21 protein-coding genes are annotated in these 24,174 nt (G+C 52.0%); 7 read left to right on the top strand and 14 right to left on the bottom strand.

All coding sequences use genetic code 11. From position 1 onward, the window contains the following. Nucleotides 1-40 precede the first annotated feature (40 nt). From JOE45_RS22570 to JOE45_RS22555, 4 genes are all read left to right on the top strand, one after another. Nucleotides 41-1,045, top strand: a complete 1,005-nt coding sequence (locus tag JOE45_RS22570) for a ketoacyl-ACP synthase III (RefSeq protein WP_210022251.1) — start codon at nucleotides 41-43, stop codon at nucleotides 1,043-1,045. A gap of 85 nt (nucleotides 1,046-1,130) precedes the next feature. After that, entirely contained in the window at nucleotides 1,131-1,421 is a 291-nt protein-coding gene (locus JOE45_RS22565; RefSeq protein ID WP_210022252.1) for a nucleoside-diphosphate sugar epimerase, read from the top strand. 31 nt (nucleotides 1,422-1,452) lie between these two features. Next, entirely contained in the window at nucleotides 1,453-1,803 is a 351-nt protein-coding gene (locus tag JOE45_RS22560; protein ID WP_210022253.1) for an alpha-helical endospore appendage domain-containing protein, read from the top strand. Next, entirely contained in the window at nucleotides 1,800-2,123 is a 324-nt protein-coding gene (locus JOE45_RS22555) for a hypothetical protein (protein WP_210022254.1), read from the top strand. Before JOE45_RS22560 ends, JOE45_RS22555 begins: the two co-directional genes overlap by 4 nt. 49 nt (nucleotides 2,124-2,172) lie before the next feature. On the opposite strand, the gene JOE45_RS22550 is transcribed toward JOE45_RS22555, so the two are convergent. From JOE45_RS22550 to galU, 6 genes are all read right to left on the bottom strand, one after another. Then, the gene (locus JOE45_RS22550; protein ID WP_210022255.1) at nucleotides 2,173-3,273 is read right to left on the bottom strand and encodes a hypothetical protein; all 1,101 of its coding nucleotides are present in this window, start codon (nucleotides 3,271-3,273) and stop codon (nucleotides 2,173-2,175) included. A gap of 159 nt (nucleotides 3,274-3,432) precedes the next feature. After that, nucleotides 3,433-4,389, bottom strand: a complete 957-nt coding sequence (locus JOE45_RS22545) for a DUF707 domain-containing protein (RefSeq protein ID WP_210022256.1) — start codon at nucleotides 4,387-4,389, stop codon at nucleotides 3,433-3,435. A gap of 38 nt (nucleotides 4,390-4,427) precedes the next feature. Beyond that, a complete protein-coding gene (locus JOE45_RS23745; RefSeq protein ID WP_245247123.1) occupies nucleotides 4,428-6,506 on the bottom strand; it encodes a glycosyltransferase family 4 protein in 2,079 nt (692 codons plus the stop codon). Between the two features lie 13 nt (nucleotides 6,507-6,519). After that, the gene (locus tag JOE45_RS22535) at nucleotides 6,520-7,341 is read right to left on the bottom strand and encodes a hypothetical protein (protein ID WP_210022257.1); all 822 of its coding nucleotides are present in this window, start codon (nucleotides 7,339-7,341) and stop codon (nucleotides 6,520-6,522) included. 23 nt (nucleotides 7,342-7,364) lie between these two features. After that, nucleotides 7,365-8,465: a UDP-galactopyranose mutase gene (gene glf / locus JOE45_RS22530; protein ID WP_210022258.1), complete on the bottom strand. Its 1,101-nt coding sequence runs from the start codon at nucleotides 8,463-8,465 to the stop codon at nucleotides 7,365-7,367. Then, complete coding sequence (galU, locus tag JOE45_RS22525) at nucleotides 8,455-9,354, bottom strand: UTP--glucose-1-phosphate uridylyltransferase GalU (protein WP_210022259.1); 900 nt, start codon at nucleotides 9,352-9,354, stop codon at nucleotides 8,455-8,457. Before galU ends, glf begins: the two co-directional genes overlap by 11 nt. Before the next feature lie 254 nt (nucleotides 9,355-9,608). Between galU and JOE45_RS22520 the strand changes: the two genes are divergently transcribed. Continuing rightward, nucleotides 9,609-10,727 (top strand): YheC/YheD family endospore coat-associated protein, encoded by a 1,119-nt coding sequence (locus JOE45_RS22520; protein WP_210022260.1) that lies wholly within the window; start codon nucleotides 9,609-9,611, stop codon nucleotides 10,725-10,727. A gap of 160 nt (nucleotides 10,728-10,887) precedes the next feature. Here the strand turns inward: JOE45_RS22520 and JOE45_RS22515 are convergent, their stop codons facing one another. The 4 genes from JOE45_RS22515 to JOE45_RS22500 form a co-directional block, all read right to left on the bottom strand. Beyond that, nucleotides 10,888-11,739, bottom strand: coding sequence for a sugar nucleotide-binding protein (locus JOE45_RS22515; protein ID WP_210022261.1), 852 nt, complete (start codon nucleotides 11,737-11,739; stop codon nucleotides 10,888-10,890). 273 nt (nucleotides 11,740-12,012) lie between these two features. Further along, on the bottom strand, nucleotides 12,013-16,308 hold the full coding sequence (locus tag JOE45_RS22510) for a WIAG-tail domain (protein ID WP_210022262.1): 4,296 nt from the start codon (nucleotides 16,306-16,308) through the stop codon (nucleotides 12,013-12,015). A gap of 194 nt (nucleotides 16,309-16,502) precedes the next feature. Next, nucleotides 16,503-17,687 (bottom strand): glycosyltransferase family 4 protein, encoded by a 1,185-nt coding sequence (locus JOE45_RS22505; protein ID WP_210022263.1) that lies wholly within the window; start codon nucleotides 17,685-17,687, stop codon nucleotides 16,503-16,505. A 134-nt stretch (nucleotides 17,688-17,821) separates the two neighbouring features. After that, nucleotides 17,822-18,391, bottom strand: a complete 570-nt coding sequence (locus JOE45_RS22500; RefSeq protein WP_210022264.1) for a DNA-3-methyladenine glycosylase I — start codon at nucleotides 18,389-18,391, stop codon at nucleotides 17,822-17,824. 85 nt (nucleotides 18,392-18,476) lie between these two features. Here JOE45_RS22500 and JOE45_RS22495 point away from each other — a divergent pair, with 85 nt between their 5' ends. Continuing rightward, nucleotides 18,477-19,331 carry an EcsC family protein gene (locus JOE45_RS22495; RefSeq protein ID WP_245247122.1) on the top strand — a complete coding sequence of 285 codons (855 nt, stop codon included), beginning with the start codon at nucleotides 18,477-18,479 and terminating at the stop codon, nucleotides 19,329-19,331. 259 nt (nucleotides 19,332-19,590) lie between these two features. Continuing rightward, nucleotides 19,591-20,391, top strand: coding sequence for an SDR family oxidoreductase (locus JOE45_RS22490; RefSeq protein ID WP_210022265.1), 801 nt, complete (start codon nucleotides 19,591-19,593; stop codon nucleotides 20,389-20,391). Nucleotides 20,392-20,481: 90 nt separating this feature from the next. Here the strand turns inward: JOE45_RS22490 and tenA are convergent, their stop codons facing one another. Genes tenA through JOE45_RS22470 form a run of 4 tightly spaced genes read right to left on the bottom strand, consistent with a single transcriptional unit; the run spans nucleotide 20,482 to nucleotide 24,106 of the window. Continuing rightward, nucleotides 20,482-21,144: a thiaminase II gene (gene tenA / locus JOE45_RS22485; protein ID WP_210022266.1), complete on the bottom strand. Its 663-nt coding sequence runs from the start codon at nucleotides 21,142-21,144 to the stop codon at nucleotides 20,482-20,484. Between the two features lie 48 nt (nucleotides 21,145-21,192). Next, nucleotides 21,193-21,999 carry an energy-coupling factor transporter transmembrane component T family protein gene (locus tag JOE45_RS22480; protein ID WP_210022267.1) on the bottom strand — a complete coding sequence of 269 codons (807 nt, stop codon included), beginning with the start codon at nucleotides 21,997-21,999 and terminating at the stop codon, nucleotides 21,193-21,195. Then, nucleotides 21,999-23,516, bottom strand: coding sequence for an ABC transporter ATP-binding protein (locus JOE45_RS22475; protein WP_245247121.1), 1,518 nt, complete (start codon nucleotides 23,514-23,516; stop codon nucleotides 21,999-22,001). The genes JOE45_RS22480 and JOE45_RS22475 overlap by 1 nt, the downstream gene beginning before the upstream one ends. Next, entirely contained in the window at nucleotides 23,513-24,106 is a 594-nt protein-coding gene (locus tag JOE45_RS22470) for an ECF transporter S component (RefSeq protein ID WP_210022268.1), read from the bottom strand. Before JOE45_RS22470 ends, JOE45_RS22475 begins: the two co-directional genes overlap by 4 nt. Nucleotides 24,107-24,174 lie beyond the last annotated feature (68 nt).

Raw genomic sequence — 24,174 nt, 5'->3', positions numbered from 1 at the left:
TTTAAGCGTAACATATACAATATACAGAGGTGATCTACCCATGAATTCATTCTTTCCAAAAATAAAAGCCATCGGCAGCTACACACCAGATCGGCTGTTGACCAATGCAGACCTTGAGCGAATGGTGGAGACCGATGACGAATGGATCGTTCAGCGTACAGGTATCCGTGAAAGACGGATCAGCGCTCCCGAAGAGTATACCAGCCACCTGTGCATTGAAGCGGTAAAGAATCTCGTAGACCGCTACGGTGTGTCTCTTGAGGATGTAGATCTTCTCATCGTCAGCACCAGCACTCCGGACTTCACTTTCCCTTCGACAGCTTCTTTGGTCCAGGCGCACTTTGACATCCCGCAAACACTCGCCTTTGATCTGAGCGCCGCCTGCGCCGGGTTCGTATACGGACTGCATGCGGCCGGCAGCATGCTTGCATCGGGGCTTCATCGTAAGGCGCTCGTCATCGGCGCTGACGCCTTATCCAAAATAACTGATTACACGGACCGCACCACGTGTATTTTGTTCGGCGACGCCGCCGGGGCCGTGCTGCTGGAACGGGAGTCCAGAGGGGCGGAAGTTACTCTGCTCTCCTCCAACTTCGGCTCCGACGGCAATGGAGGTTTGCACCTATATCGAAGCGGCCTCGCCTCCTCTCTGAACGGAGTACCCGTAAGCGGCGACGGAAAGCTTGTGCAAAACGGCCGCGAGGTATACAAATTTGCGGTTCAGACCGTGCCCAAAGGGGTGTCCGAGCTGCTTAAGAAAGCCGGCAAGTCTACCAGCGACGTGGACTGGTTCGTTCCCCACAGCGCCAATCTGCGCATTATCGAGTCCGTTTGTGAGAGGACAGGGATTCCTATGGATAAAACACTGCATACGATCGAGCGCTTCGGCAATACATCAGCCGCGACCATTCCACTGGCCCTGGACCAAGGGGTCAAACAGGGCTTGCTGAAAGAAGGCGACAACGTGCTGATGTACGGCTTCGGCGGAGGTTTCGTGCACGGTGGGCTGCTGATGAAGTGGAGTGAACTTGGAAGCAAAGAATAAGCTCAGATTAGGCGAATGCCACGGTTCATGTCAAGCCTTGCAGCATATATTATGTAAGAATTTCGTTTATGAGGGAGGATATGCTATGCATCAAAAAGTTACAAACATCATCGAATATATGGCCTCCTCGCACTGGGAAATGACCAAAATTCTTGAATCCAAGAGGCATGTTGCCGTGCGTATGGCCCATCTCGTTCATGAAATCCCGCATGAGAACCCGACCTTCCGTGATATCGAGGATTTGATGGAAAAATCACTAAGCGTCACTAAGAATATTGCAACCTACTTAAACAGCCTTGCCGATCTATCCGATGCCATAGCAGATAATTTGATACTGATTATGAAAGAAGTCGAAATCCCCGAAGGAGAAGAATAACTTATTTGATAATGGAAAAGAGGAAGTAAGTATGAGCAGAGAAGAAGCTTATCATAAGATACTGAATTCCGTTTCCCAATTCCAGTTGAACATATCGTTAATTTTGGAGGCTAAGGCCGCTGAAGCATCACGTTCAAGTCAATGGCTTTGCCATCACATGTCCTCCTCACAGTTTGAGCAAGATGGGGATCAGCTGCGCAAAACCGTGGAAATCCATGATCAATTAATCGAGGTCATTGACGGAATGACCAAAATGGAACAGGCGCTCGCCAAGGGTCTTCAGGCGCTTATTGGGGAGAAGGAGAACAGCGCGAATGATGCGGACAACGCCGGCGGCCTGCTGGGACTTGACCCTATGTCATTCGGAGGAAGCTTAAAGTGAACTGGCACGAGGAAGAAGCGCGAACGAAGCTTCATATTTTGAATTCTCTTGCCCGAAGTCAACGCGCGCTGGCGAGAATCCTGGAAAGCGTGGCAGACGTTACGGTTAAGACGAGAGCAGCCGAGCAAAGACTGGTTGAACAAATTGAAGCGATCAGCAGATATCAACGGCAGATCGCCGTCAAAATGATTGGAATCAAAATACGGAGAAAAAGGGTCGGAGCCCCGAAGAAACCGTGGGTGAACATAACGCTGGTTCATGATTGTCATCGCCCGGGTTCACAGCAAGAGAAATGCAATAAGACCGACAACCGGCCATAGGCCCCCCTTGTCGGTCTTATTGCTGTTAAAAAAATATAAGCGAGTCAGGTCATCCACTGGTTTTGTGTTTTTTCGCACCCCTTCCCTTGGCCCCCTTCAATCTTCCTCGTATGCTCTTGGCCGATTTCATTTTTCCGTAAAGAAGCGGTTTACTCCTCCTCCTGCTGCCGCGAAGCCCTGTTCTTTTCAAGCTTATTTTCTTTTTCTTCACAACCGGTTTCCGTTTAACCTTTGTGTTCCGCTTGGCTTTATGGTTCCTTCTCCTGACATAGCGCTGCACTTCCGACGACGCTGCCTGGGGCTTAGCGGCAGGCTCCTCGGGAGTGGACAAGGCTTCTTGCGGAAAACTTGCCCCGGACATTAACCATTGATGCATTTGGAACAACGCTATCCCTTTAACCGGGTGAACCCAGAAGTAATAAGGATGATCCCTGGCATGATAAGCCTCCTCATGACTGATACCCGGCCATTGAAAGCGTGCAACCTTGTGCCATGTCTCATCCCGAGGATATTCACGGATCTTCCCCCCGCAACTAAGCGCCAGCGTAACGAAAAACATTTCTTCCAGAGCAAAGACGCGGGTTTCTGAAAACATGCGTTCCATCTTCACTCGATCAACAGAAGCCAGCATACACCGGACAAGCTGATGGCGGTACACCTGCGCAGGGTTCAAAAAACGAATAAAATGATCCGTTTGGAAAACGGGCTTCCATAGATGCCATTCGTCCCACATCGTTTGTACACAGGTCAGTTCCGAATCCTCGCTGCTGCGACTCGTTACCATATCCCAGCCCATACAGTCGTACTTCCCCATCGTTTCATTCAAGAAGGCTTGGAACCCGTGCTTCACGAACAGCAAATCATGGTCTAAATTGATCAAATATTCATAATCGACATGCTCCTCCTCAAGCCATCTCATCACATCCCACATATAAAAGGTCAGATTACCGTGATTCAAGGGACGGCTGTACGGACAGATCGGTAGTTCAAACCTCCTGGCAAAATCGGGGTCGGTTCCCCCGTTGTAGAGCACAATCCGCGATCCAGGATTAAAATGACGAATATTGTCCAGCTGGGCGGCCAGAGTATGCTCGTCTTCATGCGCAAGCAGAGCAAATATCATCAATCCCACCTCATACTTCCGCTGCAAGATTTCTTCCTGCGGCTGGCAGGAGGTTTGAGTATACGCCCCGCCAACCGGTCATCGAGAAAATTTACAGACGCCTTACGATCGGCACCACTCTTCTAGTTTGGCCCCGTGCAGACGCTCTCCGTTGTCATCGTACATAGGATCATTCCGATTCTTACCCTAGGCCGCCTTCGATTTCTTAGTCATTCTTCGGGCCCCTCTTCCTGCAGCACCCCCGACGGTTCTGCGCATGCCGGATATTTTTTTCTTCATGATGGTTCCTTTTCTGTTTTTCCCTAAGCCTACTCTTTTCCTTGGCTGAGCCCGCGTGTTCCATCTTGTCTTTCTTCGTCTTCTCAAGCGTTTCCCATGCCCTGATTCACGCTTTGATTTCTCATGCAGCTCCGCAATCGGGTCCCACACCTTGATTCCGTCATAATGCTTGATCTCACTTGGTTCGGGGGCTACAATACCATATTGCTCCAGCATCTTCGTTTCATTGTTTTCCTGAATATTGATGTTAAACTGCGATCGAATATTGCTGTACAAATCTCCCTGGCCCGGAGGCCTCGTGTGCTTCACCGGCGTTTCATCCAAAATGGCTATTTTCTTATGGGGATAGTTCAGCAGCTTTGCCCATACATGCTCCAATCCCCACCCGGTCAAATTATTACGAAAAGTCGGCCAACACACACGCAAGGCTTCCTTGGAAAAAATCGGAACCATGACCTCTACAAAGTTGGTGTATCTTAATTTAAAGTCAATATGCCGGACCGTGACTTGAAAGAAAGCATTCTGGTTCAGCGCCGGCTGCGCCAGCATGAGCTCTTGCTCGTGAAACAGCTCAAACATCCGCGCAATATCTTGAGCATTCGTGCTGATGTCATCATCCGGAAACCATATGGCGTCGTACTCCAAAATACTGTCCCCCAGGGTTTCCATCAGTTCGTACAGCTTCGGCCACTTGGTTCCCTTGCTTTCAAAGTAATACTCTCCATCATGGGCATATCGGTCCGGCTTATTGCCGTAGTAACTAAGGCATAAATCAAAATTTTTGAATTCCGCCGGCTGCAGCCATTCGTGGTGAAGTGAACGGTCTCCGACTCTGGCAATGATGAGGTTACGCTTTTCCCCCATGGATGCTCCCTCCCTTGGTTTCTAGTCTGAAGCTTCATCTAAGCGGGAACGGTTCTTCTTATTCTCCTTTTGACGCCGGTTCCTTTTCTCCGTCTGTTCCTCATAACCAATCTCAGCTTTCGTGCCCGTTTACCCAGCAACCTCCCCTTTTTCTTTCCTCCGATCCTGCGGGCTTTACTTCTTATGTGCTCATAGATTTCCAAATAACGGTCCGTCATCAGCTCCATCGTAAAGTGTCTTTTTACATAATCACGGAGCGCATGAGGATCGGGAAGCGGTTCGTGCAGCACTTTCTGAACCATCTCATCCACCGTCGTGCAGATCAGATTAGGGAAACCCGACATAACTTCCGGGACGGAGCCGTTCGCAAAAGCAATCACCGGAGTACCGCAAGCCATGGCTTCGATCATGACAAGTCCGAAGGGCTCCTCCCACAGAATAGGGAACAGTAAGCACCTGGCGTGCTTGATGAGCTCCTGCTTCTGCTTTCCGCCTACCGTGCCTACATATTCAATGTTCGAATTGCCCTCGATCCTGGGTTGAATTTCATTCTCATACAGCTCTTTGTCTTTTATGGGTCCGGCAATCATCAATTTTTTCCCCGTTCTCTCGGCAACGTCTATCGCTTCCATAATTCCTTTTTCTCTAATGATCCTTCCGATAAAGAGCAGATAATCCCGCTTCTCCTCACTGAACTCGTATTGATTCGGATCGATTCCGTTATATACATGGAAGCCTTTGTTTTTGCCGATCACCTCTAGCGCACGCTTGCTCACATAAACGGAATGGGGAACCCCGTAATTACGTGTGATATGCTGAGTGCACAATGTTGGAATTCTCCGTCGGCTCCGGCTGACGGCCGAATTGAACGTATGGTCATGGATGATATCCACACGGGGTGGCAGCGTACTGCCTACATATTTCCCTATATGGTTTGCACGAATATGGGAAGGATACGGGATCAATTTGGCGCTGCTTCTGCTTCCCAGGGCAGCATACAGGTACACCTGATGACCCCTTTTTACAAGCTCCTCCGTCAACTCGTAGACCACCTTTTCCGTACCTCCTTGATCGATAGGGGGTACAGGATACGCGTCCGGGGCATTGGAGACGACTTGAACAATTCGTAAGGAAGACTTGGTTCTAAAGGTTCGATTGGAATATTGATAGGGGTTAGGATACTTATTTTCCAGGTCCGGCTCCTCCCTGAACAGAGCGCGTGCTTTCTGGGAGACTCTCACACCGCTAGTATAATAATCATAACTCCAGCGAAGGCGGCCTGCTGTCCTTCGTCCCATTCGTTTCAGCTCTCTCAGATAGGAACGGAACAGCTTATACATGACTGCCTTCTCATCCGGAATAAATCTTTTCATGGAACCGGCCAAAGCCCCGGTCATGTTAGAGAAATGGAAGAATCGAAGAGGCTGGCCGTTAACCGTATATTGACCGTTTGCATCCTGCGCAATGGACTGCCCTCTCTCCCGTAAATTCCAAAACGCCACATTATATCCGGGATGCAGCAAGATCTTCGTATCGAACAACGTGGGGACCAAATCGAGCCAGGTTTGTTCATAGAACAATCCCATGTTTTGATAGTGATCATAACAATACCGGTCCACCCGGCGGATCCACCAATCCAGAAAGCGCCCGGTATCTCCCGTTCTGCTTAGGGCAATAAAACCGATGTTAAAGATGCCGTGAAAATAATGGCTCTCCTTTGCGTCGTTAACTTCATGCGGTGTCAATACGATGGAGTGATCGCGCAGGGCATCCCGGACTTCGTCCAGCGGACTCAGGATTTGTGTGTCGGTATCAATAAACACGAATTCATTCTCGCCGGGGTAGGTTCGGAACAAGTATTTAAGAAAATGGCCTTTAAGCGCAAAGGAGGCTTCATGAACATTTCGTTTAAATAAGTAGGCGTCGAAGTTCGGAATACCCAGGTCTTTGGCGAGCACCACGTGATCGAACGAAGCGAATTCCCCTGCCGACGGATGCAGTGCTTTTTCGATTAAGCAAACGACTACCATGGCGTCGGGGTGATGCTTCTTGGCGGAATTGGCCATTACCTTGGCCCTGAATAAATGACTGGCTGTAGTCATTGTGCAGATGATCATGGACATGACCTCCTTACGATAAGGATTGATTGGTAAGCTCTAGCTCCCCTCGATAAGATTGAAACAGTTTATGCACCGGCTTACTTTGATCGGGAATAAACGACCCCAAGCGTTGGTCCAGCATCCCGTTTGTATTCATAAAGTGAAAGGAATGAAGCGGCTGGCCGTTAACCATATAATGGCCTTTCGAAGATAAAGAGATGGTTCTGCCGCTTGCGTGAACGTTCCAAGCGGCGACATGAAACGAAGGGTCTTTGAGTAGATAGATATGAAAAGGCACCATGGCCAGGCTTAACCATTTATGATCCGCCCACCCGTCTTTGGAGGGGCCATAGAAGCTATTATCGACATGCTGGGACCACCACTGGCTGAACCTTCTCCCGGTCTCCGAGCTTCGAAGGGCAAGAAATCCTGCATGCAGAAACCCATTCTGCAGCCGTTCAATCTCCCAACCATACTCCTCCATATCGCAGGGCTCCAAATGATAAGGAGCTGCGATAATATCGTGCCGGTCAAGCAGCTGTTCGATCTCTTTAAACGATTCGAATAATTTAATTTCCGGGTCCAGATAGATGATCTTCTCATCTGCATGTGAGGCAAGCAGCTGCCTTAACAAATAGGCTTTGGCAGCGCAGCAGCTTTCCGCTGAATCGAAGGGCTGACCGTTATTGGTCACAATCACAACTTCGTCGAACAATGAAGTATGATTTGCAGACACATGATGCTCTGCCAGACAGAGTACGATCCGGGCATGGGGATGAAAGGATTTCACGGATTTTGCAAGTACGATCGCGTTAGCCAGCTGTTCCTTCCGTACAAGCGTACAAAATATCACGGACAGTTCACTCCTTCCTATGCTCATAGGAGGTTTCTTAATTTGCTTTCAAATAAAGTCAAAGCCTGCGCCACCACTTGGTCCATATTATAGTACTTGTAAGTTCCAAGGCGTCCGACAAACCAAACGTTCTCCAGCTGCTCCGCTTCCTGTTTATACAGCTGGTAGATCCGGTTATTTTCTTCTCTGGGAATCGGGTAATACGGGTCCCCTTCGGCCGAAGGGTATTCGTACAAAATCGTCGTTCTTGGGTGCTGCTGCCCCGTGATATGCTTGAATTCGGTAATTCGCGTAAAATCATAGGACATGGGATAGTTCACTACGCCCACTTCTTGAAATAACGGCTGATCCAGCGTTTCGAATGTAAAATTCAGCGAACGGTAAGGCAGCTTGCCAAACTTGTAATCGAAGAAGGTATCGATCGGACCCGAATATATTAAATACCGGTGAGGGATGATGCTGCTAATCTGCTTATAATCCGTTTGCAGCATGATCTGAATATTCGGGTGATCGATGATTCTCTGGAACATGCGGGTATATCCGCGCTTGGGCATTACCTGATATTTGTCGGTGAAATAGCGGGGATCCCTGTTCGTCCGTACCGGTATTCTTGCACAAACCGAGGAATCCAGCTCCGACGGCCACAAGTCCCATTGCTTTTTGGTATAGTGCTTAAAAAATTTGTCGTACAGCTCAACGCCCACTTTACTGATGATGATGTCCTCTGAATTGGTAATGTGGTCCACAGGTTGCCGGACCGCATCATAGAATGCGGAGAGTTCTTTCTCGGAACAACGAAGCCCGTAAAGCTCATTGATGGTGTCCAGGTTAATCGGTATCGGCACCTTGCGTCCATCGACTTGAGCCAATACACGGTGTTCATATAATATCCATTCCGTATATTGGGATAAATAATCAAACACCATTTTACTATTGGTATGAAAGATGTGTGGTCCGTAAGGCTGGATCAGAATGCCGGCATCGTCATAACAGTCATACGCATTGCCTCCGATATGATTTCTTGTATCAACGACCAGCACTCGTTTATCAAGCTTCTCTGCCAGCTCCCGTGCCAATACGCAGCCGGAGAACCCGGCGCCGACGATCAAAAAATCAATCGTCATCGAAGTCCCCGCTCCTTCCTTCCCGCTGCTTTAACAGCGTTGGCAGAAGCTCAAACAGCTGCTCTTTGATATCGTCCCGTTGTGCGGCAATGGCAAGCATCGTTCGGACATATCCGGCCTGATCGCCAACATCATGCCATACGCCGTCAATCTCACAGGCATAGACGGCTTCTAGCTCGTTCAGCCTAGAGATGGCATCGGTCAATTGAATTTCCTGTCCGAATCCCGCTTCTTGATGCTCCAGAATAGGGAAGATCGTGGGTGTCAGAATATATCTTCCAATCATCGCCAAATTTGAAGGCGCATCCTCCGGCTTCGGCTTTTCTATAAGACGGGTAATCGCATAGAAGTGGTCGTGCATATGCTGCCCGTCGATGATGCCATAACTGGACACTTTGCTTTCCTTCACAGGCTGCACACCGATGATCGACGTTTTATAGCGATCGTAGTAATCCATCATCTGCTTTAAGCAAGGGCGCTCTCCTTGCACAAAGGTATCTCCAAGCAGCACGGCAAACGGTTCGTCCTTGATAAATTTTCTGGCGCACCAGATCGCGTGCCCCAAGCCCATCGGCTCTTTTTGGCGAATATAATGGATATCGATCATGCGAGAGGGCTCCTGCACTTTCTGGTGAAGCTCCACCTTGCCTTTTTGGAGAAGATGATACTCTAGCTCGAAGGCGGCATCAAAATGATCCTCAATCGACCGCTTGCCCTTGCCGGTCACGATGATGATATCTTCAATACCGGAAGCCACCGCCTCCTCCACAATGAATTGAATCGTCGGCTTATCAATAATAGGAAGCATTTCTTTCGGCATGGCTTTGGTAGCCGGAAGAAAGCGGGTACCCAAACCAGCAGCCGGAATAATTGCTTTTCGGACCTTCATTAGAGCCACCATCCTTCAGCATAACTTGAAATGGACAAATTCACTATGCACAAAAGAACTACTCCTAAAAGGATATGCGCCGGGGTGGTTATGGACATAGACCAATAACCTCTCCTTTTAAAAATTGGCTTATGACCAGTGCAGGCAGACATCCCGTTGAATGCCCACGTCACCTGTCCAAACCCCCTTTCCTTCTGTTACATATACTGTAAGGTCAAATGAAGTCCGATTCTTAGGACAAAGGAGTGAGTGCCATGCTACCTCCCTACGTGGGCATCCTCGTCAATGATAAGCTGCACTGTAGAATACCTACAGGAAAAACAAAACACGAGAGGGTTGATTTTTACGTAGAGGCGGGCAAGAGATTCGGCTTTACGCCATGCTTTTTTCGTATTCACGATGTTAAGGCGGGAAGGGCTCATGTGAAGGCTTATGTCAAATCCACCGACGGCAAGTTTGTTTTAACGACCATTCCTTCGCCGCAAGTTATTCATAATCGCGCTATTTATCCCGGCATACGGGAGTTCCGCAAGCTCCAATCTTGGGCGGGTGAAGGGAAGCAGCTGTTTAATCGCTGGAACCGCTACGGCAAGCTAACCATTCACAATCTGCTCATGGCAGACCCCGCTTTCATTCCCCATTTGCCGCGGACTTGCCGAGCCACCCCGGCGAATGTAAGAAGCCTGATGAAATTGTTCGATTCTATCATCGTTAAGCCGAATAAAAGCAGCATAGGACGAGGGGTGATGAAGCTGGACCGCACCCCAACCGGTTGGAGCTTAGAGTATCCGGTCACGCTCAGCGTACGCAACAAAGCCTGGCGTACGGCTAAATTCAGCGGCTCCAGACTGCCCCGGATCCTGCGGCGCAGACTTCTAAAGGGGAAATATATCGTCCAGCAGTGCCTGCCCCTGGCAACCTACAAGGGGCGCCCCTTCGATCTACGGGTATCTGTACAAAAGGGAGTTTCAGGCGAATGGCAGATCACGGGATATGTGGCCAAAGTGGCTTCTAAAAGCTGTTTCTTGACCAATGTAGCCCAAGGAGGCAAGGTTCATCGGCTGGAGGACATTTTACAGGAGGAATACCCCCGTCTAAAGCAGAAAAAAGTGATCAAGAATATATATGATTTTTCGCTAAGGATAGCTTCTCATCTGGGGAACAACCTACCGGATTTGGCCGACTTGGGGCTGGATATCGGCATAACGGCGGACGGTAATCCCTTGTTTATTGAATGCAATGGAAAGGACCAGCGGTACAGTTTTCGGGAAGCCGGTATGCTGGAAGAATGGAAAGCCACTTATGAGAACCCCATGGCTTATGCAAAGTATCTGCTCGCCCAATGCAGGAAAGTACAATCACACAACAAGTAGCGAAACGATCTTTAACCATGGTTTTTCCGTACCTGTTCCAGGGCGGCTTCCATCCATGGGAATGGCGGCGCAGCTCGTCTCCCTACCTCCTCCGCCATTCCTTTACATAGAGTCATTGCATCGTTGTCCTCTTCATAAAAAGCAAAAAGACGCCGATCTCTCAGCGTCCGGATAAACCGTGACTGACCATCCACTGGTAAAGCTCACGCAGCATTTGATGATGGCGCGGAATGACATAATCCAGATCCTTGCGTGTACATTTTAGCGTGCGATCCAGTGTAATAGCATCATCGGGTTGAATCACAACGCCTTGTATATGAAAAATCGTTCGCAGCTGCTCCAGCAGCTCGTATTTATTGATTTTCTCCTCTGAGGCTAAATGGACGATCCCGCTCAGCGCTTTGGGCCGATCAATAATATCATGGACAAACTTGGCCAATTCCAGTGTAGTAATGCCGTTCCAAGGAACACTTACAAATCCCCTCACGCTTCCTCTTTGTTTCAGAAACCAGCTTAATAATCCACAGCAAGGGTTGTCTAGATCCGGACCCAGCAGAGAAGTACGTATAGTAAGATGGGGAGCGCGCCTTACCTCTCCAAGCGATCTCGTCTTGGCATAGACGGTGTTCCCGTCGGGAACATGCCGTTCTTCATAAGAGCCGCGGTCACCAAGAAAGACACTGTCTGTGCTCAGATGAATCAGTCTCGATTTCTGCCGGTCCGCCAAGTCAGCCAATTGCTGAGGCAGCAGTCCGTTAATGCGATAAGCATCAATTTCTTGCTGTCTGGCTAGATCGTTAATGAGCCCGATACTGTTGATGATGATGTGAGGACGAATCACTTCGACTAATTTTTCAACCATTACAGGATCTTTGGCATCGAGATAAAGACTGTACGGACGATGTTCTTTCTCCCGACTTGTGAAAAAAAGCTCATGCTGCGTGTGTTCAGATAAGTACTGAAATACCATTCCGCCAGCCAATGCATGACCGTCTATGACTAGAATTCTCATCGGTGATTTTCCCTACCCTCCTCTAAAAGCGGAATCGCCATTCCGTTCCAAGTGACTTCCGTGCCCAAGGACAATCCCTGTCACGGGCTGCCCTTCCGAAAGGAGTGCATATCGATCTATGCTGATATGATATGCATCATCCTTGTACGCATTATGGACGTTTATCATGTAGGGCCGACATTAAGCTGAGGTAGGCCGATCCCAAACCATGATGCAGCCGATATGTATTAAAGGCTTGCTCCCTCCGGGAACAAGCCTTTAGCCTTTGTCGGTTTATTCATATGCGACGCCGATGGCAATCCAGTTGACAGACCCTTGAAGCTCTTCTGAAGATTTGCATCGTACGACTTCAATAACTGCACAGTCTGCTTGCTTGCTTTGGATCACGGCATAACAGCCCGGGTGACTCGTCGTACCAACGAGAACATAGTTTTCGTCAGCATACGCCCTTTCGAAGGTTACCTCAACGGTGACACTTTCCGATTCTGCGGGCAAAGAGAAGCTGCTTAGACCAAATAGCTGTGCATTGGTCATCCGTAAGCTGGCCTCTGCATGCAGGATAGGCTCAGGATGCAATCCGACGTCCTTACTATCGAAGACCGTCAGAGTATCCTCTGAAATCGAGTGCAGGACGATTTTATCGTTATCCAGTTCCTCTGCCGGCTCCGTGATCGCTTCAACGTAGGGCTCTGCGGCAAGTTCCAGCAGAGCTGTTACCGCGGTACCCCTTGAGGATTCCTCGTCCCCGGCTGGTTCCATCAGTTCCGCCGTTTCTTCCGTCTCAGACGCTGCATCCGCATCTCCCACCAGATATGCAGCCGCTTCCCTGACCAAATCCGTGTCAGCAGGGGCACTCGTCACCCGAAGCGCTTTTTTGATTGACAGTCCGCTCAGCAGAGATTGAAGCTCGGGTTCGAGGTGCAGCAGAGAGAGGGTTCCCGGGATCAGATGATAGCCGGAAATCGTTTCCTGCTTAATATGCATTCCATCAATGGATCCATCGCCTAAGTGCTTCGCTAACACGGAGCCTGCTGCCAGACGGCTCGCGTCTACCGCACTAGGAGCCAGCTTCTCCGTCGTCACCGCGTGCGGCCTCAACTGCGCCTCACCCACCGCGTCTACGGCCAGGTGCTTCGATCTCACGGCCCCCGGAGTCAGGTGCTCTGATGCGATGGAGCCCGCCGCCAGACGGCTGCCATCTACTGCACCGGGCGCCAGCTTCTCCGTCGTTACTGCACCCGACCCCAGATGTGCTTCGCCTACCGATTCTTCCCTTAGGTGCTCCGATTCTACGGAGCCTGGAGTCAGATGATCCGCTTCAATCGAGCCCGCCGCGAGCCGGCTTCCGACCACCGCTCCGGGCGCCAGCTTCTCCGCCGTCACTGCTCCCGGCTGGAGCTGTGTTTCACCTACCGATTCTTCGGCCAGATGCTCCGAGCCAACCGAGCCCGGGGTCAGATGCTCCGAGGTGACCGATCCGACTGCCAGACGACGGCCATCTACCGCACTTGGGGCCAGTTTCTCTGTGGTCACCGCCTCCGGACTCAGCTGCACTTCGCCTACCGATCCTTCCGCCAGTTGAGCCGAGCCGACGGAACCTGGGATCAGATGCTCTGAATCAACGGAGCCTACAGTCAGGTGCTCTGATACGATAGAGCCCGCTGCCAACCGGCTGCCAACCACCGCACCGCATGCCAGCTTTTCCGCCGTTACCGCCTCCGGTTGAAGCTGATCTTCGCCTACCGTTCCTGCAGCAAGATGCTCTGAAAAAACCGAGCCCGGGGTCAGATGCTTCGCCGTAACCGATTCTGCCGCCAACCGGCTTCCGTCTACCGCACCGCGTGCAATCTTCTCCTTCGTCACCGCCTGCGGCTGCAAGTGCACTTCACCTACCGATTCTTCGGCCAGGTGTTCATATTCAACGCTGCACGAGGACAGGTGCTCCGATGCGACGCTGCCAGCAGCCAGCCGGCTGCTGTCTACGGCACCGGACGCCAGCTTCTCCGTTGTGACCGACTGCGGCTGCAACTGCACTTCACCTACCGATTCTTCCCTTAGGTGTTCGAACTCGACGCAGCCCGGGTTCAGGTGCTCCGATGCAACGCTGGCTGCGGCCAACCGGCTGCCGACTACCGCGCCGGGCGCCAGCTTCTCCGCCGTCACCGCCCCCGGATGAAGGTGCGCTTCGCCTACCGATTCTTCCCTTAGGTGCTCCGAACCAACGGAGCCCAAGGTCAGATGCTTCGCCGCTATGGAATCTGCAGCCAACCGGCTGCCATCCACCGCACCGCGCGCAAGCTTCTCCTTCGTCACCGCCTGCGGCTGCAAGTGCACTTCGCTGACCGATCCAAAAGCAAGCTGTACCGATCCGACGGCGCCGGAGGCCAGGTGCTCCGACACAACGGCCCCCTCCGCCAGACGGCTGCCATCTACCGCACCAGGCGCCAGCTTCTCCGTTGTCACCGCTTGGGGCCCCAGGTGCCCTTCGCCTATCGCTTCAGCGGCGATGTGCCCCGATGCGATGCAGCCAGAGCTCAGGTGCTCCGATGCAACGGAGCCTGCGGCCAATCGTCTGGCATCTACTGCGCCGAGCGCCAGCTTCTCGGTAGTCACTGCCTGAATCCTTAATTGAGCTTCACCCACCGCATCGGTGGCGAGCTGCCATGCCCCGACCGCCCCCTGTCTCAGATGCTCGGTCGATACAGACCCCGGAGCGAGCCGGCTGCCGTCTACTGCACCTTCGGCCAGGTTAGAGGAGCGCACCGCACCCTCAGCAAGCTGAAGCCCGGTAACCGCTCCTTTGGCCAGCTTCTCCGTCGTTACAACCCCATCCTCCAATTGCTGTGTCCTAACGGATGATTTGCCAAGATGCACATGCTGAACCGCCCCGGGAGAAAGATGCTCCGCCTGTATTGCTTCCTTTCCGATTTTCTCTGGAGTCACACTGGCATGCGCCAGCTTTGCCGTTGTGACAGCCAAATTGGTCAGTTTATCCGTTGAAACCGATTCGCTGGATATCTTCGAGGTCGTTACGCTGTGGTTTGACAAGTGTCCGGTCAGCACGGCTCCCTCATGGAGATGCTGCTGCAAGACCGCTCCGTTGCTCAGCTTCTCTGAAGTAACCGCACGGTCCTGAAGCTTTTCCGTTGTCACGACTCGGTCCTGCAAATGCTCAACAGCAACCGCCTTTGCCGCCAAATGTCCCGTCAGCACGGCTTTCTCGGCCAAATGTCCCGATCCTACCGTCCCGGCGACCAAATGCTCTGCTTTCACCGAGCCCTTAGCCAGCTTGCTGGAGTTTACAGCATGCTCCGCCAGCTTCTCCGCCGTCACCGCCCCGTCTGTCAGTTGGGACACGCCAACGCTGGATGCCGCCAGCTTATCGCCTGTAACAGCTCGAGCCGACAGATGACGATTTTCAATTACACCCTGCTGGACGTGCTTTCCATCGATAACTCCATCCTGCAAATGCGCACCTTGTACCGCCCCTTTGGAAAGCTTGGGGGAAGTAATCACGCCATCCTTGAGATGAACGGCTTGCACAGCTCCTTCAGACAAGTGTCCTGCTTCAATTTGCTTTGGAGCGATGTTTTCGCTTTGAACGAGCCCTGCTGTCAAATGACCGTGAACAATCGAATGCAGCTTGATATGCTCGGAGGCAACGCTCCAAGGCGCCAATTTGTCCTCCGTCACCGCTCCTGTGGCCAATTTACTAGTACTGATTTCCCCATCGGCCAGTTTGGCGGATGTTACAGACAAATCCTTCAGCTTCTCCGGGGTAACCGCCCCATCGGCGAGCTTCGCCGTATTGACGGAGCCGTTGGCCATATGAATGGTTTGGATGGCTCCGCTTTTAATTTTGTCGGACGTGACGGATTGGTTCTGAATCAGCTCAGCCGTAACCGCTTCGTCGGCCAAGTGTTTCGTATGAATCGAGTGCTCTGCGATTTTCATCGCATCGATCGTTTTGTCCGCCAGCTTCTCTGACGTGATGCTGTTGTTTTGCAGCTTCAACCCGCTGATCGCCCGATCCTGAATTTTGTCCGTGGTGACGGAACCTACTGCCAGATTCTCTTCTGTAACTGCCCCAGGTGACAGCTTTTGTTGAGTTATGCTGCCGTTAGCAAGCTTCGTGCCGTCAATTGCATAATCGATAATATGATCCTTTCCGATGCTGCCGCGCTTAATTTTATATCCGTCGACAGCATAACGCGCTATCTTCTCCGACGTCACCGACTCGTTAGCCAAATCATCTGTATAGACCATAGCGCTTGAAGCGGACAGGGCATTCGAAGAAATTCCCTTTGATGGAGATGGAGTTGAAGTTGGAGTTGGAGTTGGAGTTGGAGTTGGAGACGGAGTTGGAGATGGGGATGGTACCGTCGGTACGATCTCCTGACCAGAATTCGCTTCAAGATCGCTTTCGGGGGCAGACTCCTCAGGGCTTGCCTCTTCTGTCCACTCCGTACTCGCTTCATCCAACCAGCTCAATTCATTAATGAACGCACCGACTCGCTTCGTTCGAGTCGGTCTGACTTTGCCGGAACTCCGGCGGCTCACCTTTTTCATATGTGCCCTCCTATATTCCGTGATGACTTATCATGCTGCAATGGTAAAGTTCGCAAGTAGTCATTGCTAACATATGCATTCACCCAAAAGGAGGTCATTCACCCTGTAAAAAATAGGCAGCCGCACAATAACCGTTCGTTATATAGCTTTGAATTCTTTTACAGCCGTCTGGAAACCAGGAACTCGCTAACAAATCAAAACGGCTGAAGATCTCCTTCAGATAGACGGATACCCTCCATCTGATACAAGTCCAAAAATCTTGCCGCCGTTTGTTCCCATGTAAAATGATTTAGCACCCGATCAACGCTCTTTTCCCCCATCCGGCGGACTTCCTCTTCATCTTGCAGCAGCCAGGTCACGGCAGGCGCCAGCTCCGTCCCCAGTGATGAAAGCTGCAGTGTCCTGCCGGTTATCCCGTCCTCTACAATCTCTTTCATCCCGCCGGCCCGCGTGGCTATCACAGGAACGCCGGATGCCATCGCCTCCACGTTGACAAGCCCGAACGCTTCTTTATTCGTAGACGGTACAACCAGCACGTCCGCAAGACGGAACCACTCATCGACTTCTCCATGAGACACATACGGGATGAAGTGAACATGGGGGTTCAGCTTCGCTGCGTTCCTGCGGAGTTTGCGGACGTAAGGCGTGATTCTTCTCGAGCCGTAGTAGGCGCTTCCTACTACTAGCAATAGGGCGCTTGGCACCTGCTGGATGATCTGCGGCATGACTTTAAACAGACGATGCACGCCCTTCATGGGGATCAATCGGCCGACATACAGGATGATTTTCCGGTCCTGCCATCCATGACGATGCAGCATCATCTCGCGTTTGGCGGCTCCTTCGGGGGACCATCGCGTCATAAAGCGCTCCGGGTCCACACCGAGATGATTCACCACAATTTTGTTCACAGACCCCGGATCTTTTCGTTCAATCTGTTCCTTTAGAAACCAGCTGTTGACCACAATCCGGTCCGCCGCGGCCAAGCATCGTTGCAGCTCCTTGGGGCCGATATGCGGCATGGAAACAAAAGTTACCGAGTGCAGCGACAGCCATATGCGTGCTTGCGGAAATCTTCGACGTAAATATCGAACAAACCTCGGGCGGTTCTCCACCTGAATCACCTGCGGCCGTAATGAAGCCAGCTTGCGGCTGACACTGCGGATATACTGCTGAGGGGAGGGCGCAGGTACCCGGATGTATCTTACTCCCTGACGGACCTCCGAAGCCGGCAACCGGCCCAACCGGCCTAAGACAACCAAACGAATATGGCTCTTGATCCGGCTTGCCACCTGCTCCACTACCAGCTCGACGGAACTGCTTTTGCCGGAAGGAATAACGAAGGACCCGGGCGTCACAATAGCTACATCGGGACGATACATAGCGCTGCCTCCTTTTTACATAAAGTCTTTATTAATGTATTCAAGGAAGAGCGAGGACGGAAGGGCTTTCTTGTCCAATAGCAGCGACATTTATGAATAGCTTGGTCGATGCAAAAGAGGTGTGTGAAACCAGGTTACTCGTCGACTCCCGTTTCATACCGGAAGCAGTCCGTCGTATGATCCATCACCATGCCTGTTGCTTGCATAAATGCATAGCAAATCGTGGAACCCACAAAAGTAAAGCCCCGTTTTTTCAAAGCCTTACTCATCTCATCCGATTCCGGTGTGCTGGCGGGGACCTCTCGAAGCGAGAGCCAAGCGTTGCGTTTGGTCTTGCCTCCGACAACCCCCCAGATGTAACGGTCAAAGCTGCCGAATTCCTCCTGCACCTCGAGGAATGCTTTGGCATTGGTGACGCTGGCCCGCATCTTCAGCCGGTTGCGAATCAAACCGGGATCGGCAAGCAGCTCATCCAGCTTCATCTCATCGTAGCCCGCCACGATAGCGGGATCGAAACCATCGAACGCTTCACGGTACCGATCTCTTTTTTTCAGCACCGTATACCAGCTTAGTCCTGCTTGCGCCCCTTCCAATATCAGCATTTCAAACAGCATCCGATCGTCATGAACCGGCACCCCCCATTCCTGATCATGGTAACGAATATAAAGCGGATCTTCATTCACCCAGCCGCAGCGGCAAACCATGGGTTACCAACTCCTTTTTTTCCTAAGTATAGCGTATAATAATGACGTGTACTGACATATTCCTATCGTCGAGCGGGGGATGACAATGGACCACCAGTTGACCGTATACGAACAACAGATGGCCAGACAGCTGATACGTTGGGAGAAAGAGCTGATCAAGCCGCCGGGAGTTATGGAAAAAACGTCCAGAGCGGTGCAAACTCGCGTAAATCAGGTCATACCGGAAAAGGTCCACACCACAATCACCACCGCGGTGAAGGGCATCGTCCAAACCGCCCTTTTCGGTATGGATTACATTCCGAAGAATGCACCCTTAACATCCTTGAGTCTGGCCATGCGCGATCATAAGGCTGAAGAACTGATCTCCTTCTACAAAAAGCTGGCGGCAGCCGAAGGCGCCGGCGCGGGTGCGGGCGGCATTCTGCTCGGCATCGCGGACTTTCCCATCCTCATCGGCATCAAGATGAAATTTCTGTTCGAACTCGCTCACGTTTACGGACATTCAACACTGGATTATAGGGAGCGGCTGTTTATCCTCCATGTGTTTCAGATCGCCTTCTCCAGCCAAAATAAAAAACCGGAGCTCTACCGCACGATTGCTGAATGGTCAGAGACATCGAAAACACTGCCTCCGGCAGACTCATACACCCATCATATTGATTGGCGGCAGCTGCAGCAGGAATACCGGGATACGATCGACTTTCGCAAGATGCTGCAGCTTGTTCCCGTCATCGGCGCCGTTGTGGGGGCTTGGGCCAATTACGGTTTGCTTGAGGAACTCGGACAGGCCGGGATGAACTGTTACCGCTTGCGCTGGCTTCAAGATGCGAAGCAGCGCGAGGATGACCCCGATCAACAGGACCAAGGCTGGGGTAAGGAAGGGGACGATGGGGTAAAACCTTTTCGAACAGGCAGCTCCGATGAACAGAACCAGTTATGAAGAAGGAGCCTGGTTTGAACCAAATATTAGCGAGGCTCTGAGACGACCACCGACCTACAACCAGTTTGAGCACGAGGCTTTTCTGTTATTCATGGAAAGGGCTTCCGAAGTCGTTCTTCAAAACCGGAGCCGACGAGCCGCTGCGCATGATATGGATTAAAGTGCCATCATCGGTCGATTATCCGCTGTATCCGAAAAGATAATATACCTTACCTGCAAACGGAAGCAAAAAGCCGCAAACGATGAAGGAGGAAATGGGATGAATTTGGGACTTTCCGGGAAAGCGGCCATTATCACCGGAGCAAGCGCCGGGATCGGATTTGCCTGTTCTAAAGCGCTGTTTGAAGAAGGAGCTTCAATCGTAATGGTGGCGAGGAACCCTGAGCGCATGCAGCAAGCAACTGCCGCAATCCTCCAGGGTTATCCTGAGGAGGAGGCTTCACGCATTGTCACGGTGAACGGAGATATGCGCGACTCGGAGACGGTGAAGCAAACCGTCTCCGCAACGATGGCTCACTTTGGCCGTATCGATATTCTGATCAATAATGCCGGGTCGGCAAGAGCCGGGTCGTTTTTTGAAATGCCCGAGGAGGCGTTTTTGGAAGCGTGGAACCTGAAGCTGCTGGGCTACATCCGCATGGTGAAGGAAGCAGCCCCCCACATGATCCGTCAAGGTGACGGGCGCATCGTCAACATCGTCGGCGGTGCAGGACGAACACCTGGCCCAACGTTTCTCGCCGGCAGTACCGCCAATGCGGCTCTCCTTAACTTTACTAGAGGGATTTCCAAGGAATTGGCCAGATCCAATGTCAGAATTAACGCCATTTCGCCCGGAACAACGGCTACAGAACGGGCACTAAAACTGGCGGAGCAGAATGCGAATGCTAAGGGGATTACGGTCGAGGCTCAGCAAGCAGAGCTGAACGCCGCTATTCCGCTAGGCCATATCGTAGATCCGGCAGAAATCGCGGCGATGGCGCTGCTGCTTGTTTCCGACCGCGTCCCTTCAATCACGGGCACGGAAATCGTCATCGACGGGGGACAGCAGCCGGGTGTTTAAACTAAAGCCGTTACCGAGTTTGATAGGAGAAATTGATAGGCGCTTCAACCGGTAAAAAACCGCAGCGAGCACCGCTACGGTTTCAACGTACTATATCGGCCAAGTTTCTTGGCGATAGGCCATATCCCAGAACATATATTCGTATCGACTGCTGATGACAAAATGGTTCTGCATCCTCTCCCGGTCCTGCGGTGTCACCTGCTCCGCGATCTCGTCGATCCGGACAATCTGCTCCTCCACCAGCTCGCGGAACCATTCACCGCCGTACGCGGCGATCCACTCCTGATAAATCGGCTCCTCCGGTGTACAGCCTGCAAGCCTCTCACCGATCTCGTAGTAGAGCCAATAGCACGGAAGAATGGCGGCGATAATGTCGCCCATCTGTCCAGTGTACGCCGCCCGAAGCATATGCGACGTATACGCGTATGCTGTCGGCGCCGGCTCGAATGCCTTCTGTTCCTCTTCGGTGATGCCCAGAAGCTTTGAAAACTTCTCGTGCAGTGAGAGCTCAGCTCCATAAGTGCCTTGTGCATGCACGGCCATGCGGTTGACCGTGAACAAATCGTTCGCCTTGGCTGCCCCCAATGCCTGTACCCGTGCGAACTGGGACAAATAATAGGCGTCGTTCAGCACATAATGACGAAAGCAGGCCAGCGGCAGCGTGCCGTTGCCGATTCCACGAACGAACGGATGCTCGAAGCTGGCGTTCCAGCTTGCATCCGCCGCGCGACGAAGGTGTTCGGAAAATTTCATGGGTAATCCTCTCCGTTTCTTCATTGAAAATTAGTGAACTGCCTTTAACTATGTTGACCTTACATCCCCTACGCTGAAATATGGATGCTGCCATCCCAACCAAACAGCGGCAATCCATAAGAGCAGCATGATCCCGACCAGAAGCCCATCATTCACAGACCAACCGATCAGGTAATAATACGTTCTTTCCTTGACCGATGAGAACCGCTTCGCCTCCATAGCCACCGCAATCCGCTGGGCACGGCGGATGCTTTGGGCCAGCAGCGGGATAGCATACCGCTTCAGCGAATCTACCCAGCCGCGGATCCCTTTCGCTCTCTTGACGCCGCGGACTTTAAACGCCATCTGCAGCGTTCGGTATTCAGCTGCCACCATCGGTAAAAGACGCATAGCGGCCATAAAGCTGTATGCGTACTTGGCCGGCAGCCGCACCTGCTGCATAAGCGAATAGAACAACCGAACAGGACTAGTCGTTAGTCCGAACAACAGGCCGATTAGAGCCATATTGACCGATTTGAGTCCAATGTGCATGCCGCGGTAGAAGCTTTCCTCCGTGACGTGTATGAGCCCCGAGCGCAGCCAGGTCGTCTCTCCTTTGCCGAAAAACACCATAGACGTAGCAGACGACACAAACATCAACCCGAAGGGCAGCATCAGAAGCAGCAGTCTGCGCGTCGGATGGCCGGTGGCGGCAAAGAACAGCAGAATAAGCATCCAAGTCACATTCATCAGAACATTCAAGTTATGTGTCAGCAGCACAAGCATAAACATGCCTATCGAAACGATCAGCTTAAAGGTAGGGTTGACGCGGTGCAGCCACGTTTCCCTATAAGACCAAAGGAAAGGCACAGCCATCAGCTCCTTAATTCTGCGAAAGGCAGCGGTCGATCCGCCATGAATCGGCTCGTATACTCTCCTGGACTGAGCGCTGCGGCAAGACGCCCCTGCCGTATCTCCCATACCCTTGTAGCATACCTGCTTACAATTTCCGTATCGTGTGTGACCATAACGATGGCGACCCCTTCCTGCCGCCACATTTCCAGCTTCTCCAGCAGCGCGAACGTATTCGCGGCGTCTTGGCCGAACGTAGGCTCGTCTAACAGCACAAGCCGCTGTGCTTTGACCGTGGCCGCCGCCACGCTGAGCCGGCGTTTCTGACCTAGCGACAGCTGATAAGGATGCAGGTCGCGGTGCTTGCTGAGGCCGAACCACTGCAGAAGTTCATCCGCTTTCATTCTAATCGTGTCCTCGGAATCCCCGTCACGCCTGAAATTAAACGCCAATTCATCGTAAACCGTGTTCGTCACAAACTGCATCTCCGGATTTTGAAACACATAAGCCGCCATGTCCGCCACATCGTCGAAGCTGCGAACGGGCTTCCCCGCCAGCACGTACTCACCCTTTGTCGGGATTAATTGCATGAGGGATTGGAGCAGCGTACTTTTGCCCGCACCGTTCTCCCCTACAATCGCAACCCAGTCCCCGGCATACAGCTTCGCGGAGGCGACATCGATTTTCTTGTCCTTCCCATGATAACCCGTTAGCTCATGCAATTGGACCAGCGGCTCCCTCTCCTCGGGAACTTCGTTTGGATAACGATCACGCTTGGGCCTTCTATCCGCAAAGTCGTCCCACACGCCCGGATACCAAATCCCGTATTCCATCAGCTGTGGCTTAAAGTTCCGGAACACCTGCTCCGGCTCCCCATCGGCGACAATACGCGCATCAGAGTCAAAGAGGATCACCCGGTCCACGTAATCTACAATTTCATCTATTTTATGCTCCACGATAATGACCGTTTTGTCATGAGTGATTTGTTTAACAGTTTCCCATACCTCGGTCGTCCCTTCGGGGTCAAGCAATGATGTCGGTTCGTCGAGGAACCAGACGTCCGGCCTTAGCGCAAGCAGCGAGGCGATAGCAAGCCGCTGCTTCATCCCTCCGGAAAGCGAAGCGATCGGCACATGCGGGTCGTGCAAATCCAGGCCGACCTGCTCCAAACACTGCCTGATCCTCTCGGGCATACGATCACGGGGCACCCGGATATTCTCAAGCACAAACGCTATTTCTTCATCTACATAAGGCATGCAGAACTGGACATCAGGATCTTGAAACAAATACCCCCACGAGTGAGGAATGCCGATGTCTTCGTACTTAAGCGGCACCTCCAACGCATCCGGGATCAGCCCGCTCCAAACCTGAAGAAGCGTAGATTTGCCGCAGCCGCTGGGACCCAGCAGAAGTACCTTTTGCCCTGCTGGCACACCGGCGCTTAAGCCGTCGAACAATAGTGACGAACTGCCGGGAAACTTCAGCCGGAGCTGCGAAACCCAGGTGATGAAGCGATCACGGTTTTGCACCGACCCGGTCAATGCACGCTCTTCCTGTCCAGATCTTCATAATCGCCGGCGCTCGCCGGACGCACGAGCTGTGTGACCCCGGTTTTTTCCAATGCCTTCACAAGAAGATAGGCGAGCGGACCGCAAATGAGAAAACTCCCAATAAACCTCATGACAATGTACAGCACCAAGTTCCACGTTTGCAATTCGAGAAGATAGCCTTTGAAAAAATCAAGGGCCAGCGCACCCGTACCCGCAGCAATCCCAGCCAGACCAGCTACGGCAGCGGAGAAGCGTTTGTATAGGAATGCGGCAAAGATCAACTCGGCGCCAATCCCCTGAAGGACTCCGTATGTAAGCACCTCTACACCGTACGGAGAACCGACGATCAGCTCGCCGGAGGCTGCGGCTACTTCCGCCAGGAAGGCCACCCCTGGCTTACGGATGATCAAGAACGCGACGGTCGCAGCCATAAACCACATACCGTACATGAATTGATCCAGCTGGATTCCCGGAAGCTTTGCCAAATTGTACACGTCGGTCCACACCCGATAAATAATACTGAATACAACGGCGATAACGACTGTGACCAGAATATCTGTCAACTTCAAACGTTTGGACATCTTTTCCTCTCTCCTCTTCCATCTTTTTCAGAACCCCGGGAGAATGACGCCAAAAAGGCCGCCTCCCG

The sequence above is a fragment of the Paenibacillus sp. PvR098 genome, from assembly GCF_017833255.1.
Taxonomy (GTDB): domain Bacteria; phylum Bacillota; class Bacilli; order Paenibacillales; family NBRC-103111; genus Paenibacillus_G.
The sequence above is the reverse complement of the archived record's forward strand: the minus strand, read 5'-3'. Positions and strand labels throughout refer to the sequence as shown.

Excerpts from the sequence above, each read along its gene's own strand:
- JOE45_RS22570 (WP_210022251.1), top strand. The coding sequence starts at position 41 with ATGAATTCATTCTTTCCAAAAATAAAAGCCATCGGCAGCTACACACCA.
- JOE45_RS22565 (WP_210022252.1), top strand. The coding sequence starts at position 1,131 with ATGCATCAAAAAGTTACAAACATCATCGAATATATGGCCTCCTCGCAC.
- JOE45_RS22560 (WP_210022253.1), top strand. The coding sequence starts at position 1,453 with ATGAGCAGAGAAGAAGCTTATCATAAGATACTGAATTCCGTTTCCCAA.
- JOE45_RS22545 (WP_210022256.1), bottom strand. The coding sequence starts at position 4,389 with ATGGGGGAAAAGCGTAACCTCATCATTGCCAGAGTCGGAGACCGTTCA.
- JOE45_RS23745 (WP_245247123.1), bottom strand. The coding sequence starts at position 6,506 with ATGATCATCTGCACAATGACTACAGCCAGTCATTTATTCAGGGCCAAG.
- glf (WP_210022258.1), bottom strand. The coding sequence starts at position 8,465 with ATGACGATTGATTTTTTGATCGTCGGCGCCGGGTTCTCCGGCTGCGTA.
- galU (WP_210022259.1), bottom strand. The coding sequence starts at position 9,354 with ATGAAGGTCCGAAAAGCAATTATTCCGGCTGCTGGTTTGGGTACCCGC.
- JOE45_RS22520 (WP_210022260.1), top strand. The coding sequence starts at position 9,609 with ATGCTACCTCCCTACGTGGGCATCCTCGTCAATGATAAGCTGCACTGT.
- JOE45_RS22515 (WP_210022261.1), bottom strand. The coding sequence starts at position 11,739 with ATGAGAATTCTAGTCATAGACGGTCATGCATTGGCTGGCGGAATGGTA.
- JOE45_RS22510 (WP_210022262.1), bottom strand. The coding sequence starts at position 16,308 with ATGAAAAAGGTGAGCCGCCGGAGTTCCGGCAAAGTCAGACCGACTCGA.
- JOE45_RS22505 (WP_210022263.1), bottom strand. The coding sequence starts at position 17,687 with ATGTATCGTCCCGATGTAGCTATTGTGACGCCCGGGTCCTTCGTTATT.
- JOE45_RS22500 (WP_210022264.1), bottom strand. The coding sequence starts at position 18,391 with ATGGTTTGCCGCTGCGGCTGGGTGAATGAAGATCCGCTTTATATTCGT.
- JOE45_RS22495 (WP_245247122.1), top strand. The coding sequence starts at position 18,477 with ATGGACCACCAGTTGACCGTATACGAACAACAGATGGCCAGACAGCTG.
- JOE45_RS22490 (WP_210022265.1), top strand. The coding sequence starts at position 19,591 with ATGAATTTGGGACTTTCCGGGAAAGCGGCCATTATCACCGGAGCAAGC.
- tenA (WP_210022266.1), bottom strand. The coding sequence starts at position 21,144 with ATGAAATTTTCCGAACACCTTCGTCGCGCGGCGGATGCAAGCTGGAAC.
- JOE45_RS22480 (WP_210022267.1), bottom strand. The coding sequence starts at position 21,999 with ATGGCTGTGCCTTTCCTTTGGTCTTATAGGGAAACGTGGCTGCACCGC.
- JOE45_RS22470 (WP_210022268.1), bottom strand. The coding sequence starts at position 24,106 with ATGTCCAAACGTTTGAAGTTGACAGATATTCTGGTCACAGTCGTTATC.